The organism is Actinomyces ruminicola, assembly GCF_900103885.1.
Taxonomy (GTDB): Bacteria; Actinomycetota; Actinomycetes; order Actinomycetales; family Actinomycetaceae; genus Actinomyces; species Actinomyces ruminicola.
Genome location: NZ_FNIM01000011.1, coordinates 1 through 14721 on the forward strand (window position 1 = coordinate 1; position 14721 = coordinate 14721).

The window sequence follows — 14721 nt, forward strand, 5'->3', positions numbered from 1 at the left end:
CGCACCAGGCCGCAGATGGTGCTGGCCGACAAGGCCTACTCATCCCGTGCTAACCGGGCCTGGCTGCGCAACCACCACATCAAGGCCACCATCCCCATCAAGGCAGACCAGGCCGCCCACCGCCGCGCCAAGGGATCCCGTGGCGGGCGCCCTCCCGCCTTCGACCCGATCGCCTATAAGGACCGCAACGCGGTGGAGCGATGCTTCGGCCAGCTCAAACAGCACCGCGGTCTCGCCACCAGATACGACAAACTCGCCGTCCGCTACCAAGCCACCACCCACATCGCCAGCATCGACCACTGGCTCAAACGACTTACATAACACGCCCTAAAACGTGCCGCTACTACTGGTATGTATGCGGCACCTCCTTTGCCGCTCCACAAGTCGCTGCGGCCGCGGCCATACTGATCGCACGCGGTACGTCGGCCTCCCGGGTGGAAAACAAGTTGCTGGCCTTGGCCTCGCCGATCGGTTGTCCCGCGCAGGGCAGTGAACTGCTGTGCCAGGACCGGGCGGCCGGAGGCAACACGTGGTACGGCTCCGGGACCCTCCGACTGGGAAGGCATGCCAGGTGGTGACGGTCTCAGGCTACGGATGTTGAGCCTTGGTGGCTTCAATTACGAGCCGCAGGCGTGAGTCAACGCCGTACTTGCGCATCAGACTGGAAACGTGGCGTTTAACAGTGCTCTCCGCGATGAACAACTGGTTTGCAACCTCCGCGTTGGACATGCCCTCACACAGCAGTTCCAGGACATTCTGCTCGGCCGGGGTGACACTGTCGGGAGCCCGCCTTCGCTGCACCGGGCGCAGGTGGTCGGCGACTAGCCTGGAGGCAGCGTCCGGGGAGATGCTGGTGCCGCCTTGGTGCGCGGCCACGATGGCACGGACAACTTCATTCGGCTCATCGGTCTTGTACAGGAAGCCGTTGGCGTGCTGAGTCAACGCAGTCAGCATGGCGGTGTCATCGTCGAAGCCTGTGAGGAACACCACGGCAATCTCAGGAGACTCCTGCTTGATGCGCGACAGCAGCTCAAGCCCGTCCATCCCGGGCATCCGTACATCGGTGAGCACAACATCGACGCGCCTGCCGCGCAGAAAGCGAAGCGCATCCGTGGCGGACTCGAATGTGCGCAACAGCTCGATATGGGGCGCGCTCTCCAAGTAGGCACGTAGTGCGTGCAGGACGTACACGTCGTTGTCCACCACGACCACCCGGATGGGGGCGTCGCTGGTTCCCTCTGTTGGGAGTGCGTCAGGGGTAGGCATGGCCTAAGCTTAGGCGCGAACCCGTCCCCGTCGGGAGCTGTCACCGTGTCTGTGTTCTCTTCGCTACGTTCGTCCCTCGCCTCGTTGCACTCATTCCTCCTGGCCACGCAGGAGGAGCCGGGCCTGTGGCGGCCAACGCGCCGGACGCACCTGCTGCACCTAGGCGTGGCGGTGTTCCTCTTTGTCTTCGCCTACTTCTTCACGGAGCTTCCTCGCGAGCCGGTTGCGGTTGGGCTGACGGTGCTCGCCTGCGTTGCGCTTCCTGTGTTCTCTGTGATGCCGGTAGCCGGCTTGTTGCTGGGCATCGTGGCGACGTGGGCTGCTTCATCTGTTGAGCATGACACCGGTATCGTTGCAACTCTGGCGGTATGGAGTGTCATTAGCGTATTGATCGCTCGCGGTTGTCCCAGGTGGTTAGTTTATTGCTTCGCGTATCTGGTTGCTGTTCCAGTGGTTTGGGCCGCGGCACGTCAAGGGCAATGGGTTAATGGGTTTATTTGGATAGTGCTTGTTGGGATTCCCTGTGTGGTGCTGGGGGAATTATTGCGCCGTCAGCGCGACCGCGCCAGAGAAAACGCTCGTGACAGGCGTCGGGCGCTGGTACGGCAGCGTCGGCTTGTTGCCTCCGAGCTACATGATACGGTAGCGCGTGACCTCACCTACGCGGTAATGACTGCCGAGCAATTGAAATTCGCTCACCCAGAAGACGATGGTCTTGTGCGTGGACTTGATGCTGTGATCGAACCCGTGCGCACGGCTGTGGGCCAGCTACGGCGCAGCCTGCAGGATATGGCCACGGTGGACAATGATGACGCTGTGCTGCTTTCGTCTGTCACATCGCCGCGGCCTATTACATCAGTGCTCGCGGATGCGCGGCGCGTGCTAGAGGCACGTGGAGCTTCGTTGGAGGTTGAAGGGACAGAACTGTTCGAGAGCGAGGGAGTTCTCACTCCGGGTACGCAGCACCTGTTGCTGCGTGTGATCAACGAGCTTATTGATAACGCTACTAAATATACATCCGTCGATGGTCGAGTCCGAATAGCGGTTGAGATCAATGGCAATGCACTCGAATGTATGGTAACGAACCCCGTTGATGTGAACTCCTCGAAGGATGTCGTGCTCTCGTCGGGAATCGGTCTGGAGGGTGCCCGCCGACGGGTAGAGACTCTGGGTGGAGAGCTTGTCACTAACCAGGGTGGAGGGCGCTGGGCGGTGACTTTTACTGTACCTGTGCGAGGTGCGTGGCAGAACGCGTAGGAGTTGGAGTCATCAATCACCTGCCCGGTGTAAAACGGCGCTTCGCGTTTGGGGGTGTGGTGGGGTGGTCGCGGGTGCGCGTGTCGCAGGGGTGGGTGTGGGTCGAGGTCCCCGATGATTGGGAGTCGCTTAACACCACCGATCACGGAGACCTCGACATGGCCGAGTACTGCCTTCACTGTCCCTGATCTTGCTGGTTTCCTGGGCCTGGACGGCCTGGGACTGACCGCCACCGGCCAGCGGATCACCCCTGAGCAGGCGCTGGTGGAGTGCCGCCTGGAAGCCTTGGAGGAGGACGCGTTCTGCCGGGTCTGCGGGGCCCAGGGCGATCCGGTGGGGACCGTGTCCAGGCACCTGGCGCACGTGCCGTTGGGCTGGCGGCCCACGCACCTGCTGGTGCGGCTGCGCCGGTGGCGGTGCCAGGGCTGTGGGAGGGTGTGGAGGCAGGACGCGTCTCGTGCCGCCGTCAAGCGGGCCCGGTTGACCCTGGCAGCCGAGCAGTGGGCGATGCGGGCCGTCGGAGTGGAGTTCATGTCCGTCTCGCGCGTGGCGGCAGCTCTGGGGGTGTCCTGGCACACTGAGGGCGACGCCGTCCTGGAGCGCGCCAAGAACACGCTCCTGAAGGCCCCCGGCCGTCTGGAGGGTGTGGAGGTTATCGGGGTGGACGAGCATATCTGGCGGCACACCCGCAAGGGCGACCGGTATGTCACCGTCATTATTGACCTGACCCCGGTGCGCGACCGGTCGGGCTCCTCCCGGCTGCTGGACATGGTCGAGGGCAGGTCCAAGCAGGTGCTCAAGCAGTGGCTCCAGGAACGTGATGAGGCTTGGCGCGGCCGGATCGAGGTGGTGGCGATGGACGGTTTCACCGGTTTTAAGACCGCCGCTGCCGAGGCCCTACCCGATGCGGCGGAGGTGATGGACCCCTACCCGCGTGGTTGCCCTGGCGGGGGACAAGCTGGATGAGTGCCGCCGCCGCACCCAGCGCGAGACCACCGGGGGACGGGGGCGTAAGGATGACCCCCTGTACAAGGCCAGGCGCCTGCTGCGGACCGGGGCGGGGCCGGTGGGCGACAGGGGCTGGGAGCGTCTCGAACAGCTGTTCGCCGACCCCCAGAACACGCCGGTAGAGGCCGCCTGGGCTGTGTATCAGAAGATCGTGGCCGCCTACCGCGCCAGCAACCCCGCCCAGGGCAAGACCCGGATGGAGAAGGTAATGGAGACTCTCAAAGCCGGCGTGCCTGAGGCCCTGGAAGAGCTGAAGTCGCTGGGCAAGACCCTGGCCCAGCGGCGCGATGACATCCTGGCCTACTTCAATCACCCTGGCACCTCCAACGGGCCCACCGAAGCAGTCAACGGCCGCCTGGAGCACCTACGCGGCATCGCCCTCGGCTTCCGCAACCTGACCAACTACACCGTACGCAGCCTCATCCACGCCGGCGGCTTCCGCAACCAGCTACTACACCCCTAAACGCGAAGAGCCTGTAAAACTTACTCCTTCCGTTGGAGGCAGATGCTACGGAAGTTGCGTGCGAATGTGGATCTATGTGGTATGGATGTTGTGAGGTGTCGCGACGCATGATGGACTTGAGCGTCCAAACCAAAGGAAGGTTGTTCATGTCTTCGTGCGTCCGCGTTCCTGCTCTGTTCGTCAGTGCTGCTCTCGTATGTTCGCTGTCGGTTAGTGGTGTAGAAGGTTTTAGTCAGCGGTTTGTCGGTGATGCTGAGGCTGCTGTTTTCGTAGCGCCGTCCAATATCAATTTCTGTCCCGTTATTGCTGGTCAACGTATCGGTCTCTGCGGTAGGTGACCGCACGGGTTGTTCTCAGTGTGAATGTGTGAGCCTTGACCGAGCCGACGCAGCTGGTCCAGGCTGGGGAACCGCATCTGCCGCAGATCACCGGCGTTGACCTGGGTGTGTCCGGAGAAGACCCGGAAGTAGTCGTCAACCGGTTTCGAGTTCAGCCAGACCGCTAAGCCGGCAGCAACCTCCGGGTCCAGCCCGTGCCCAGCGCAGTGGATGTAGTTCAACTTGTTGTCGAATGCTGGCTGCCTGCCGTCGTCGGACCACACAGCGGCGACCAAGCGTCGCTTCTCCTCCTTCGCGGAGAAGCGTTTGACTAGAACATATGTTCCTGCCGGGACCAGGAACTTGGTGCGCATCGGTTCGGTCGCACGGACCCACTGCGGTTTCCTTACGCTATCGCGGGGATGCACCACTCGCTGCCGGGTGATATTGGCCGGGTACACCATCGGTACGGCACCGTCGGACGGCTCGTGGGCCAGGTATTCACGGGACCGGAAATCCACCACGCGTCCGGTTGAAACCGTCATGCCGAGGTCGGCAAGCGTGTATCTGGCGCAGTCCATCCACTTGACCGCCTCGGCATCCTGTGAGGATGCGGGGACGAACACGAAGTCATTCGTGACTACCTGGGCCGCCGATACCTGTCGCGTCACGGGCGTGTCATGGTGATCCACGGATGAGGAGAGACGAATCATGTCCGGCTGTGGACCGTTGATGGCAGACACGATGATTGTCTCCTGAAGTACTCCCAGGTCGTCGAATACCTCGGAACGCGACTGGAAGGTGTGGATAGCGTCGATTCCAAACGATGCCAGCAGAGTGCGACGGAAGTGGCTGAAGTAGGTGCCATTCATCCATGAGCGCGGCGTGATGGACACCTGCTGCCCCCCGGTATCAACCAGGAGTGTGCCGAGTGCCATGAAGCCGGCGTAGATGTTCGGTACCGCTATGCCCGCGCTGCGCAGGTCAGCGTCCAGCGCCGAGCGGGCACGGATCTTGTGAAAGGCGTATCCATCTTGGTGCCAGTGGGTTGGTTAGTGGTGCTGGTGCCAGGGGTAGTTGGTGATGGTGCCTTCGAGGGTGCCGGGGCGTGAGCGGGGGCCGGTGCGGCCTGCGGCGGTGGGATTGCCCGGCCTCGCGGCTGCGGTGAGGTCCTGGTAGCGCGTGGGTGGGGCGCTCACGGCCCGCTGGAGCAGTCTGAGGAAGACCAGCCCTCGGTGGTGGGAGCTGCGGCGGTTGAAGCGGAAGACGAACTCGTCCAGGTAGGAGTCCAGGTGCTCCCTGGACGCTGAGCCGCGGTAGGCGCCGGCCAGGAAGTGGTCCATAAGCGCGAACAAGCGGTGGACGGCAGGCAGCTCCTCGTGCGCGCGTCGGGGCGCCCCGACGCGCGCACGCTCCTGATCTCGTGGGTGTAGGGGCCCATCAACGGCGGGTAGGACGCCCAGGCGTCCGTGACCACGGTGGAGCCGGGGGCCACCGCCCAGGACAGGAACGAGCCCAGTGACTCCTTGGAGGCATCGGGAACGACGCGTAGGCGAGCCCTTCCCCACCTGTAAGAGCCGGTCTCGATAGCGCCCGCCACGAGCACCTTGCCGGCAGCGCCGCGGCCCGCGCTGCCGGGCCTTGGGCCGCCGACGTAGGTCTCGTCGACCTCCACCCGCCCCGACAAGGGCGCGCCATCCTGGCCCATCGCCGATCGGAGCCTGGCCAGGGCGGCCCAGGCCGTCTGGTACGAACCGATCGGCAGTACCCGCTGAAGATGAGCAGCGCTGATGCCGTCCTTACCGGAGGTCATCTGCCAAGCTATCTCCAACCACACCGTGGGCGGCAGGCGGGTCTTGTCCAGGAGCGTGCAGGAGGTGACGCTGACCCTTCTGCGACAGCCCGTGCAACGCCAGATACCCCCGATCGGGCCGGTAGCGCCGCGACCAGCGCAATGAGGGCACCGGAACCCATCTGGCCAACGCAGCCAGGCCAGGTAATCGCGGCACGCCCCATCAGTAGAGAACCAGGCCCTGAACTCCGCCAAGTCGCGCGGGTAGTCCACGCCCGCCACCAACCCCTCTGCGAGCCCGGCACGGGTATCGTCACCCACGACGACCACCCCCTCATGGTGTCGTCCACGCCCCCGGCTGCTCCAACAGCGCGGGGGCACTCTCACCACCCGACTCTACCCACCCCCCACTGGCACCAAGATGGATACGCCTTTCTTGTGATACGGCGGGTTCTGGATCACTACGTCGAAGCGTTCGTCCGTGTGCAGTGCCCACTGCACGAAGTCGCTCTTGACCAACGACGTGCGTACTCCCGACTCGGCAGCACAGTCGGCAAGAGTATCAGCGAGCACAGGCCAAAGCCGTTGGTCCAACTCCACGGCCGTCACCGACACCTGAACATCTGGACGTTCTCGCCGCACACGATCCACCACGGCGGCGGACAGCATGCCCGAGCCTGCCCCGGGATCCAATACCCGTAGCGTTCCCGACGCAGGCAGATGCACCAGGTCTGCCATGATCCGTGCGACGGCTGTGGGCGTGAAGAACTGCCCCAGCTCCGCCTGGTTGGCCAAGTCAAGGCTCCCCAGCGTTACCTGGCGGCGAGCAGCGGCACGCTCCAAAAGGTTCATGCCAACCAGCGTACCGGTCCACTGTGACGCGAACTTGCTGACTAGTAATCGTCGGTGCGGAGAACTGCGTCCAGACGCTGGGCCAAGTCGGGCAGGTCAGGCTGCGGCATAGAGTGTCTCCGCGTCGGCAAGGACCTGTTCTCGGATGAGCGGGTGCAGGCAGCGTCGGGAGACGCCGCCGCTAGCCCTGCGCCATCTTCACCTCGCGCAGCACCCGGGCGGGCACGCCGCCCACCACAGCGCCCGTGGGCACATCCCGGGTGACCACCGCCCCGGCGGCCACGATCGCACCGGCCCCGATACTCACTCCCGGGCAGACGACGGCGCCCGCCCCGATCCACACGTCGTCGCCGATGCTGATGGGGGCGGGCAGCAGCGTGCCGCGCTCGGCCACGGGCTCGGCGTGGTTGAGGGTAGCCAGCACCACGCGATGGCCGATCAGCACCCGGTCGCCGACGGTGATGCCGCCCTGGTCCTGGAAGCAGCAGCCGGCGTTGATGAAGACATTGCGGCCGATACGTATGTTGCGGCCAAAGTCCGTGTGGAACGGGGGCACCAGGCCCAGCGTCCGGTTCACCGGCGTGCCGGTCAGGTGCGCGAAGAGCTCCTGAACCTCGGTGGGGGAGTGGTAGGGCCCGTTGAGCTCGGCCGTCACCCGCAGGGCCTCCTGCATCGTCCGGCCGGCCACGCCCTCCAGCGGCGAGTCAGACGTGATCGGCAGTCCCGCGGCCGTGTGGGCCACAAGATCCTGCGGGCCGAGGACGGCGCCGCCGGGCTGCATGCCCGACGACGGCGCCGCGTCCGGCGGTTGAGCCGCGGATGCCATCGGCTCAGACCTCGAGCAGGACCTTGATCTCGCGGCGCTCGTCCATGGCCTTGTAGCCCTCGGCGGCGGCGTCGAGTGGGATGCGGGTGGTGAAGACCCTGCCGGGGTGGATCTCGTCGGCCTGGATGCGCTTGATCAGGTCGGGCAGGAAACGGCGCACCGGGGCCGGGCCGCCGTGCAGGTGCACCTGGGAGAAGAACAGACCAATACCTTCTATCTGCTGGTCGTGGCTCACGCCCACGAAGCCCACATAGCCGCCGGGACGGCAGGAGGCGATGGCCTGGTCCATGGAGACCTGGTTGCCGACCGCCTCGACCACGCCGTGGGCGCCGTAGCCGCCGGTCAGCTCCTTGACCTTGGCGGCGCCCTCCTCGCCGCGCTCGGCGATGACGACGTCGGCGCCGTACTCGCGGGCCAGGGCGGCACGGTCCTCGTGCCGGGAGAAGGCGATGACCCTCTCGGCGCCGAGCGTCTTGGCGGCCAGCACGGCGGACAGGCCCACCGCGCCGTCGCCGACCACGGCGATGGTCTTGCCCGGGCCGGCCTCGGCGGCCACCGCGGCGAACCAGCCGGTGCCCAGCACGTCGGAGGCGGCCAGGTAGTCGGCGATGCGGTCGGGGTCGTCCGGCATTCCGCCGGGAACGGCCACCAGCGAGCCGTCGGCCAACTCCACGCGCATGTACTGCGCCTGGGAGCCGGTGTAGTGGCCGGCATTGGCGCAGCGGGACGGGTAGCCGGCCTGGCAGATCTCGCAGGTGCCATCGGACAGCATGAAGGAGCCGATGACGAAGTCGCCGACCTTGAGGGTCTCGACCTCGTCGCCGGCCTCCACGATGGTGCCCACGTACTCGTGCCCCATGGGCCGGTTCTCCACCGGCTCCAGGCCGCGGTAGGGCCACAGGTCGGAGCCGCAGATGCAGGCGGCGGCCAGCTTGATGACGACGTCGGTCGGCTTGACGACGCGGGGCACCTCCACGTCCTCGACGACGACGTCGCCGGGGCCGCGCATGACGACGGCGCGCATGGTCTCGGGCAGGGCAGTGGCAGTCACGAATACTCCTAGATTCGGGATGATGCGGGGCGAACAGCCCACGCCGGTTGTTCGTCACCGTCCAGACTAAGGCCGCCGGGCTCCGGTCCGCCAGGTATTGCCAGGGCCTGGCAACACGCCGGGTGGTTCTTGGCGTCAGCCTGCGGCAGGCTCGCCCCTGTCGGGGTCGCACCCGCGCGGCAGCGGCAGCACCAGCGGCGTGCCGGTGAGCGGGTCCGGGGCCACGTGCACTTCCAGGCCGAACACCTCCTGCACCAGCACCGGGGTGATCACCTCCCGCGGGGCGCCGTTGGCCATAATGCGGCCCGAGCGCATGGCGATGATCCGGTCGGCGTAGCGGCACGCCTGATTCAGGTCGTGCAGCACCGCCACGATCGTGGTGCCGAGCTCGGCGTTCAGCTCCCGGCACAGCTCCAGCACGTCCACCTGGTGGGCCAGGTCCAGGTAGGTGGTGGGCTCGTCCAGCAGCAGCACGTCGGTGCGCTGGGCCAGCGCCATGGCGATCCACACCCGCTGCCGCTGCCCGCCCGACAGGGAGGCCACCCGCCTGCGGGCCAGGTCGGCCACATGCGTGCGCTCCATCGCCTGAGTGACCGCCTCGTCGTCCTGCTCGGACCACTGGTGCAGCAGCGACTGGTGGGGGTAGCGGCCGCGGGCCACCAGCTCGTGCACGGTGATGCCCGCCGGCGCGATCGACGACTGGGCCAGCATACCCACCCTGCGGGCGAAGGACTTCGGCCGCAGGCTCGCAATGTCCTCGCCGTCGAGCAGCACCTGCCCGGCGGTGGGAGCGAGCACCCGGCTGAGGGCCCGCAGCAGCGTGGACTTCCCACAGGCATTCGGCCCCACAATCATGGTCACCGCGCCCGGCTCGACGCGCACGGTCAGTTCGTCGATGACCGGATGCTCGGGGTGGTAGGACAGGGACACGCCCCGGGCCCGCAACTCGCTGCGGCCCGGGGCGGTCTCGGCCATGGTCTGCACAGCGTTCGCGCTACTGCTCGTGAGCGGCGCTCACTTCACCGTCTGGGTGACGGTGTCCAGGACGAAGCGGGCCGCCGTCGGGCCAGCATTGAGATAGAAGGGGTCGTCCTCCACCTGCACGGCCTGACCGGCCTGCACCGCCGACAGCGTCGGCCACAGCGACATGCCGGTCAGCTCCGTCTCATCCCCGCCCTGCACGCCGAACAGGATCCAGTCGGCGTCGGCCTGGTCGAGCTGCTCCTCGGAGATGTCGATGGAGGTGTCGTCGGTGAAGGTCTGGGTACCCGGGCGGGCCACGCCCATGTCGGCCAGCACCGAGCCGGCGAAGGAGACGGCCCCGAAGATGCGGGTGCGGTCGCCGTTCTTGCGCAGCAGGGACACGGTCACGTCATCGGCGATGCCCTCACCGGCGGAGGCGGCGTCGGCGTGGAAGGCCTCCAGCCATGCCTGGGCCGTCTCCGGCTTGCCCAGGGCGTCCGCCAGCAGCAGGAAGTCCTGCTTCCAGTACTGGCCGGTGCCCTGCGTGGCCACGGTCGGGGCGATCTCGCTCAGCGAGCCGTACAGGGACTCGGCGTCCTTGCCCGCGATATTCATCAGGATCAGGTCGGGAGAGAGATTTGCGATCGCCTCCACGCTCGGCTCGGTGCGCGAGCCCACGTCGGTGATCGCCGCCAGGGCGTCGGCGTCGTCGGGGAAGGCGGTAGGCAGGTAGTCGGGGACGGTGCCGGCACCGTCGCCGGAGGTGGCGCCGACCGGGACGATGCCGAGCGTCAGGGCGGCGTCCAGCTGGCCGGTGGAGATGATCAAGACCCGTTCGGGCGCGGCCTCGATGGTGGTGTCCCCCAGGAAGTGGGTGACGGTGCGGGGGAACACGTCGTCGCCCTGACCGGAGCCCATGCCGTCGGGGATTGCGGTGGGCACGGTGGCGTCCGCCGCGGTGGCACTGGCCGCCTCTCCGGCTGCGGTGGAGGCGTCTGCCGACGCCGAGCCGGTCGCGGTGGAGGTCGTGGAGCCGGAGCAGGCGGCGAGGACGGGGACGGCGACGGCGGCGCCGAGCACGCCCAGGGCGGTGCGGCGCGAGAACAGAGAGCTCATACGGTGAGGCTATCCTAAAGAACTATGTTCCGTGCAAGTGGCCTCCGTCCCCTCGCCCTGGACACGGGGGCGCTGTGCGGCGGCATCGGCGTACTCGTCGCACTGTGTCTGCTCAGCCTCGCCGTCGGTTCCCGGCCGCTGGGGCTGGCGGAGGCCTGGGACGGGCTGCGCGCCCACGACGACACGGTCGCCTCCCTCATCGTCTGGCGGCTGCGCCTGCCCCGCACCGCGCTGGCCGTCGTCACCGGCGCAGCCCTGGCCGTGGCCGGGGTGGTCATGCAGGCGCTCACCCGCAACCCGCTGGCCGATCCCGGCATTCTGGGCGTGAATGCCGGCGCCTCCCTGGCGGTGGTGCTGTCCGTCTGGCTGGGCGGCATCACCGCCGTGTCCGGCCACCTCTGGTTCGCCTTCGCCGGCGCGGCGCTCGCGGCCGCCCTGGTCCAGCTCATGGCCCGCCGGTCCGCCGAGGTGGGCCCGACCCGGCTGGTGCTGGCCGGCATCGCCCTGGGCGCCAGCCTGAACGCCATCACCGGCACCATAACCATGTACGACACCAGCGCCTTCGACTCCTACCGCTTCTGGGTGGTGGGCGCCCTCGAGGGACGCGACGCCGCCCTGCTGGCCTGGGTGGCCCCGTTCCTCGCAGCGGGGCTCGCCCTCGCCCTCGCCTCCGGGCACACCCTCAACGTCCTGGCCCTGGGGGAGGAGCAGGCCACCGCGCTGGGTGCCCGGCTGGGGCGGGCCCGGGCGCTCGCCCTGCTCGCCATCACCCTGTTGTGCGGGGCGGCGACGGCGGCGGTCGGCCCCATCTCCTTCGTGGGGCTGGTGGTGCCCCACGTGCTGCGGCTGGTGCTGGGCGCCGACCAGCGGCGGCTCCTGACCGCCTCCCTGGTGGCCGGGCCGATCCTGCTACTGACCGCGGACATCGTGGGACGCGTCCTGATCCGTCCCGACGAGATGGAGGCGGGCGTGGTCACCGCCTTCATCGGCGGCCCCGTGCTACTGGGCATGGTGCTGCGGCGTGGGGAGGGACGTCGATGAGGCAGAACTGGTGTCGCAGCGCCGCTCGCGGGACTCCGGAGGAGACGGCGGCAGCGCCCGACGGCGTCGGCTCCGACTGCTCCAATCCCCGGTCCGCCGTCGGCCCGCCCGCCGGGAACCTGCTGCTGCACCCGGGCGGCGGTCGCAGCCTGCTGGCGCGCCGTCGGGCCCTGGCCGTGGCGGCAGCACTTGTGGCGATCGCGGCGGCCGTGGGCGTCTACACATTGCTGACCGGCGCCTACGAGCTGTCCGTCGCGGACGCCCTGCGGGTGCTGGCCGGGGAGGGCGACCGGGTCGACCGCTTCATCGTGCTGGGGCAGCGGCTGCCCCGCGTGGTCGCCGCCGTCCTGATCGGCGCCATGCTGGCCGTCTCCGGCGCCCTCTTCCAGAGCCTGTCGCGCAACCCGCTGGGCAGCCCCGACATCGTCGGCTTCACCACCGGCGCCACCACGGGCGGCCTGCTGGTCATCCTCGTGTCCGCGGCCTCCTCCACCGCCACCATCGCCCTGGGCACCACCGTGGGCGGCTTCGTGACCGCCGCCGTCGTGGTCGTGGTGGCCATGCGCCGCGGGGGCGCCGGCGAGAATCTGGTGCTCGCGGGCGTCGCCCTGTCCCAGACGCTGTCCGCGGTCAACGACTACCTGCTCTCGCGCGCCACCATCCAGCAGGCCGAGGTGGCCCGCGCCTGGCAGTACGGCTCCCTGAACGCCATCACCTGGGCGCAGGTGCGTCCCCTGGCGGTGGCCGCCGTCGTGCTGCTCCCGTTCGCTATCTGGCTCGGCCGCCCGGCCGCCGTCCTGGAGATGGGCGACGACGCCGCCGCCTCCCTCGGACTGGGCGTGGGGCGGCTGCGCGCCGCCATGGTCGGCTACGGGGTGGTGCTCGCAGCCGTCTGTGTGTCCGTGGCCGGGCCCATCGGCTTCCTGGCGCTGGCCGCACCGCAGCTGGCGCAGCGGCTGGCGCGGACGGCGGGACTGACGCTCGGCGTGTCCGCCGCCATGGGCGCCGCCCTGCTGGTGGTCGCCGACCTGCTGGCACAGCGGCTGCTGGCACCTTTCCAGATCCCGGTCGGGCTGCTGGCCGCGGCCTGCGGCGGGCTGTACCTCATGTGGATGCTGGGGCTGCGCCGGACCGTACGCTAGTCGAGGCTGCGGGGGCCGAGGGCCTCAATGCGTTCCAACAGCGCCTCCACCTGCGGGCTCTCGGTCGCCTGGGGGTCGAGCAGGTCGATCTGCGGGCTGGGCGGGGAGTCTAGGCGCACATGCGCCCAGCCGATGGAGGCGTGGCGCCGGGTGCGGTTGCAGGCCTCCACCACCCGCCCCCGCAGAGCGGCCCGGGTGCCGTGAGGGGCGCGTTCGAACGCCGCCTCCACCGCCTCCGGCTCCACGAGCGGGGTCATGAGGCCTGCCGCCGTCAGCGGCTCGCGCAGACCCGTGGTGGGGGACAGGTCGTGGTAGGCCAACTCGGCCCGACGCACCCGAGGATCGGCCCAACCCCGTGGGGCGCGCTCTGCCACCCGCGCCAACACCGTGTGCTTGATGGCCCAGTCCAGCTCGGTGGACACTGTTGAGGCGTCACCCGTGCGCAGCGCACGCGTCCCGCGTCGCGCCAGATCCATGACCCGCTTCCTCAGGAGATCGCCCTCCTGCTCGAACTCCCCAAGGCGGCTCAGAGCGGTCTCCAGCAGCTGCGGGCAGGTGACCGAACCCCGCACGGGGCGGTCGCAGGGCATGAGCGGGTCGAGGTTCCAGGCCTGGGCCGCGGTGGCCGGGTCGACCAACTCACATTCGGCCAGGTCCCACAGCCCTCGCTCGGCCGCAGTCAGAGCGGCGTCTAGGAGCACGACCTTCAGTGCCGTCGTCCATGGGCTGATGGCCGAGTCCCCAGCCACCACGTGCAGGCGGCGCCACCGACCGGCGTCGGCGTGCGGCTCGTCGCGAGTGTTGATGAAGGCGCGCTCGTGAGTGGGGTCCTCGGAGGTCGCCGCGCGGATGTGCTCGGCGCGGGCTGAGTAGCGCAGGGGGCCGATCGGGCCCATGGCGCCGGGATCCTGATCCGGGCCGGGCAACGCGCCGGCCCCCGCCAGTACCTGGCGTGCCGCCAGCAGACCGATGAGCCCGCCCAGCGGCAGACGAGCGTCGCGCTCGACCTGGTAGTTCTCGTGGCAGCCGAAGGTCGCCCCCCACCCGTCGGTGTTGGACTTGAGGACGTGCACGCGTGCGCCGTGCGAGGCCAGGCGCTCGTTGGCGGCCTGCGCCATCGAGTACAGCCGGGAGTCCCCGGCCAGGTCCTGGGCGACGACGTCGCTGACCCACAGGCATTCGGGGCCCGCGAACTCCGGATGCAGGCCGATGTCAAGGTACAGGCGGGCACCGGAGGCGGTGAAGCGGTGCGTGCCGCTGGGCGCGGAATCGGCACCGCGGAAGACCTCCCGCACCGCCTCCTCCACGCTCAGCGGCATGCCCTCGCGGGTCTCGGCACCCAGGTAGGAGCTGGTGACCCCGTACTCGGTCTCGATGCCGACGACCCGGTGCAGGCGCCCCGCAGGGGCGCTCACTGCCCACCCTGCTGGCGAAAGCTCTGCACAAAGGTAAGGGCGTTCACCTCCAGGACCTCGTCGATGCCGTCAAGCACCTCGTCCAGGCCCAGGGCCTGGACGGCCGGCGGGGCCGCGGGTGAGACCTCGGGTTCGGGCTCGGAATCGTTGTGGGAGATCTGAGCGTGGATGCGTTCTGACATGGGTTCCTCCTTGTCTTGCCTGGTTGTGCA

14 protein-coding genes and 2 pseudogenes are annotated in these 14721 nt (G+C 68.3%); 5 read left to right on the forward strand and 11 right to left on the reverse strand.

Features of this window, described 5'->3' with window-relative positions:
• Positions 1–15: 15 nt before the first annotated feature.
• Entirely contained in the window at positions 16–321 is a 306-nt protein-coding gene (locus BLR49_RS09150) for a transposase (protein ID WP_281241813.1), read from the forward strand.
• Between the two features lie 267 nt (positions 322–588).
• Here BLR49_RS09150 and BLR49_RS09155 read toward each other — a convergent pair whose 3' ends face one another.
• Complete coding sequence (locus BLR49_RS09155; RefSeq protein WP_092536757.1) at positions 589–1266, reverse strand: response regulator transcription factor; 678 nt, start codon at positions 1264–1266, stop codon at positions 589–591.
• Between the two features lie 171 nt (positions 1267–1437).
• Here BLR49_RS09155 and BLR49_RS09160 point away from each other — a divergent pair, with 171 nt between their 5' ends.
• Both BLR49_RS09160 and BLR49_RS09165 read left to right on the forward strand, forming a co-directional pair.
• Positions 1438–2523, forward strand: coding sequence for a sensor histidine kinase (locus BLR49_RS09160; protein WP_143013738.1), 1086 nt, complete (start codon positions 1438–1440; stop codon positions 2521–2523).
• A 114-nt stretch (positions 2524–2637) separates the two neighbouring features.
• Positions 2638–3994: pseudogene (locus tag BLR49_RS09165) on the forward strand (ISL3 family transposase).
• A gap of 310 nt (positions 3995–4304) precedes the next feature.
• Here BLR49_RS09165 and BLR49_RS09170 read toward each other — a convergent pair.
• The 8 genes and pseudogenes from BLR49_RS09170 to BLR49_RS09200 form a co-directional block, all read right to left on the reverse strand.
• Entirely contained in the window at positions 4305–5324 is a 1020-nt protein-coding gene (locus BLR49_RS09170; protein WP_342706650.1) for an Eco57I restriction-modification methylase domain-containing protein, read from the reverse strand.
• 39 nt (positions 5325–5363) lie between these two features.
• Positions 5364–5666, reverse strand: coding sequence for a hypothetical protein (locus BLR49_RS13685; RefSeq protein ID WP_245690578.1), 303 nt, complete (start codon positions 5664–5666; stop codon positions 5364–5366).
• Positions 5667–5773: 107 nt separating this feature from the next.
• Positions 5774–6493, reverse strand: a pseudogene (locus BLR49_RS13995) (IS1595 family transposase); the annotation flags it as partial.
• A 6-nt stretch (positions 6494–6499) separates the two neighbouring features.
• Positions 6500–6955, reverse strand: coding sequence for an N-6 DNA methylase (locus BLR49_RS09180; protein WP_092536767.1), 456 nt, complete (start codon positions 6953–6955; stop codon positions 6500–6502).
• A 181-nt stretch (positions 6956–7136) separates the two neighbouring features.
• Positions 7137–7781: a DapH/DapD/GlmU-related protein gene (locus tag BLR49_RS09185; RefSeq protein WP_218121340.1), complete on the reverse strand. Its 645-nt coding sequence runs from the start codon at positions 7779–7781 to the stop codon at positions 7137–7139.
• A gap of 4 nt (positions 7782–7785) precedes the next feature.
• A complete protein-coding gene (locus BLR49_RS09190) occupies positions 7786–8805 on the reverse strand; it encodes a zinc-binding dehydrogenase (RefSeq protein WP_092536936.1) in 1020 nt (339 codons plus the stop codon).
• 162 nt (positions 8806–8967) lie between these two features.
• A complete protein-coding gene (locus tag BLR49_RS09195; protein WP_092536939.1) occupies positions 8968–9807 on the reverse strand; it encodes an ABC transporter ATP-binding protein in 840 nt (279 codons plus the stop codon).
• 39 nt (positions 9808–9846) lie between these two features.
• Complete coding sequence (locus BLR49_RS09200; protein WP_092536770.1) at positions 9847–10911, reverse strand: ABC transporter substrate-binding protein; 1065 nt, start codon at positions 10909–10911, stop codon at positions 9847–9849.
• 24 nt (positions 10912–10935) lie between these two features.
• Between BLR49_RS09200 and BLR49_RS09205 the strand changes: the two genes are divergently transcribed.
• On the forward strand, positions 10936–11952 hold the full coding sequence (locus tag BLR49_RS09205; RefSeq protein WP_092536773.1) for a FecCD family ABC transporter permease: 1017 nt from the start codon (positions 10936–10938) through the stop codon (positions 11950–11952).
• Positions 11949–13094 carry a FecCD family ABC transporter permease gene (locus tag BLR49_RS09210; protein WP_092536776.1) on the forward strand — a complete coding sequence of 382 codons (1146 nt, stop codon included), beginning with the start codon at positions 11949–11951 and terminating at the stop codon, positions 13092–13094. Before BLR49_RS09205 ends, BLR49_RS09210 begins: the two co-directional genes overlap by 4 nt.
• On the opposite strand, the gene BLR49_RS09215 is transcribed toward BLR49_RS09210, so the two are convergent.
• Positions 13091–14509, reverse strand: coding sequence for a proteasome accessory factor PafA2 family protein (locus BLR49_RS09215; RefSeq protein WP_092536779.1), 1419 nt, complete (start codon positions 14507–14509; stop codon positions 13091–13093). The two genes, BLR49_RS09210 and BLR49_RS09215, sit on opposite strands and share 4 nt — an antisense overlap.
• A complete protein-coding gene (locus BLR49_RS09220; protein WP_092536782.1) occupies positions 14506–14691 on the reverse strand; it encodes a ubiquitin-like protein Pup in 186 nt (61 codons plus the stop codon). Before BLR49_RS09220 ends, BLR49_RS09215 begins: the two co-directional genes overlap by 4 nt.
• Between the last annotated feature and the right edge of the window lie 30 nt (positions 14692–14721).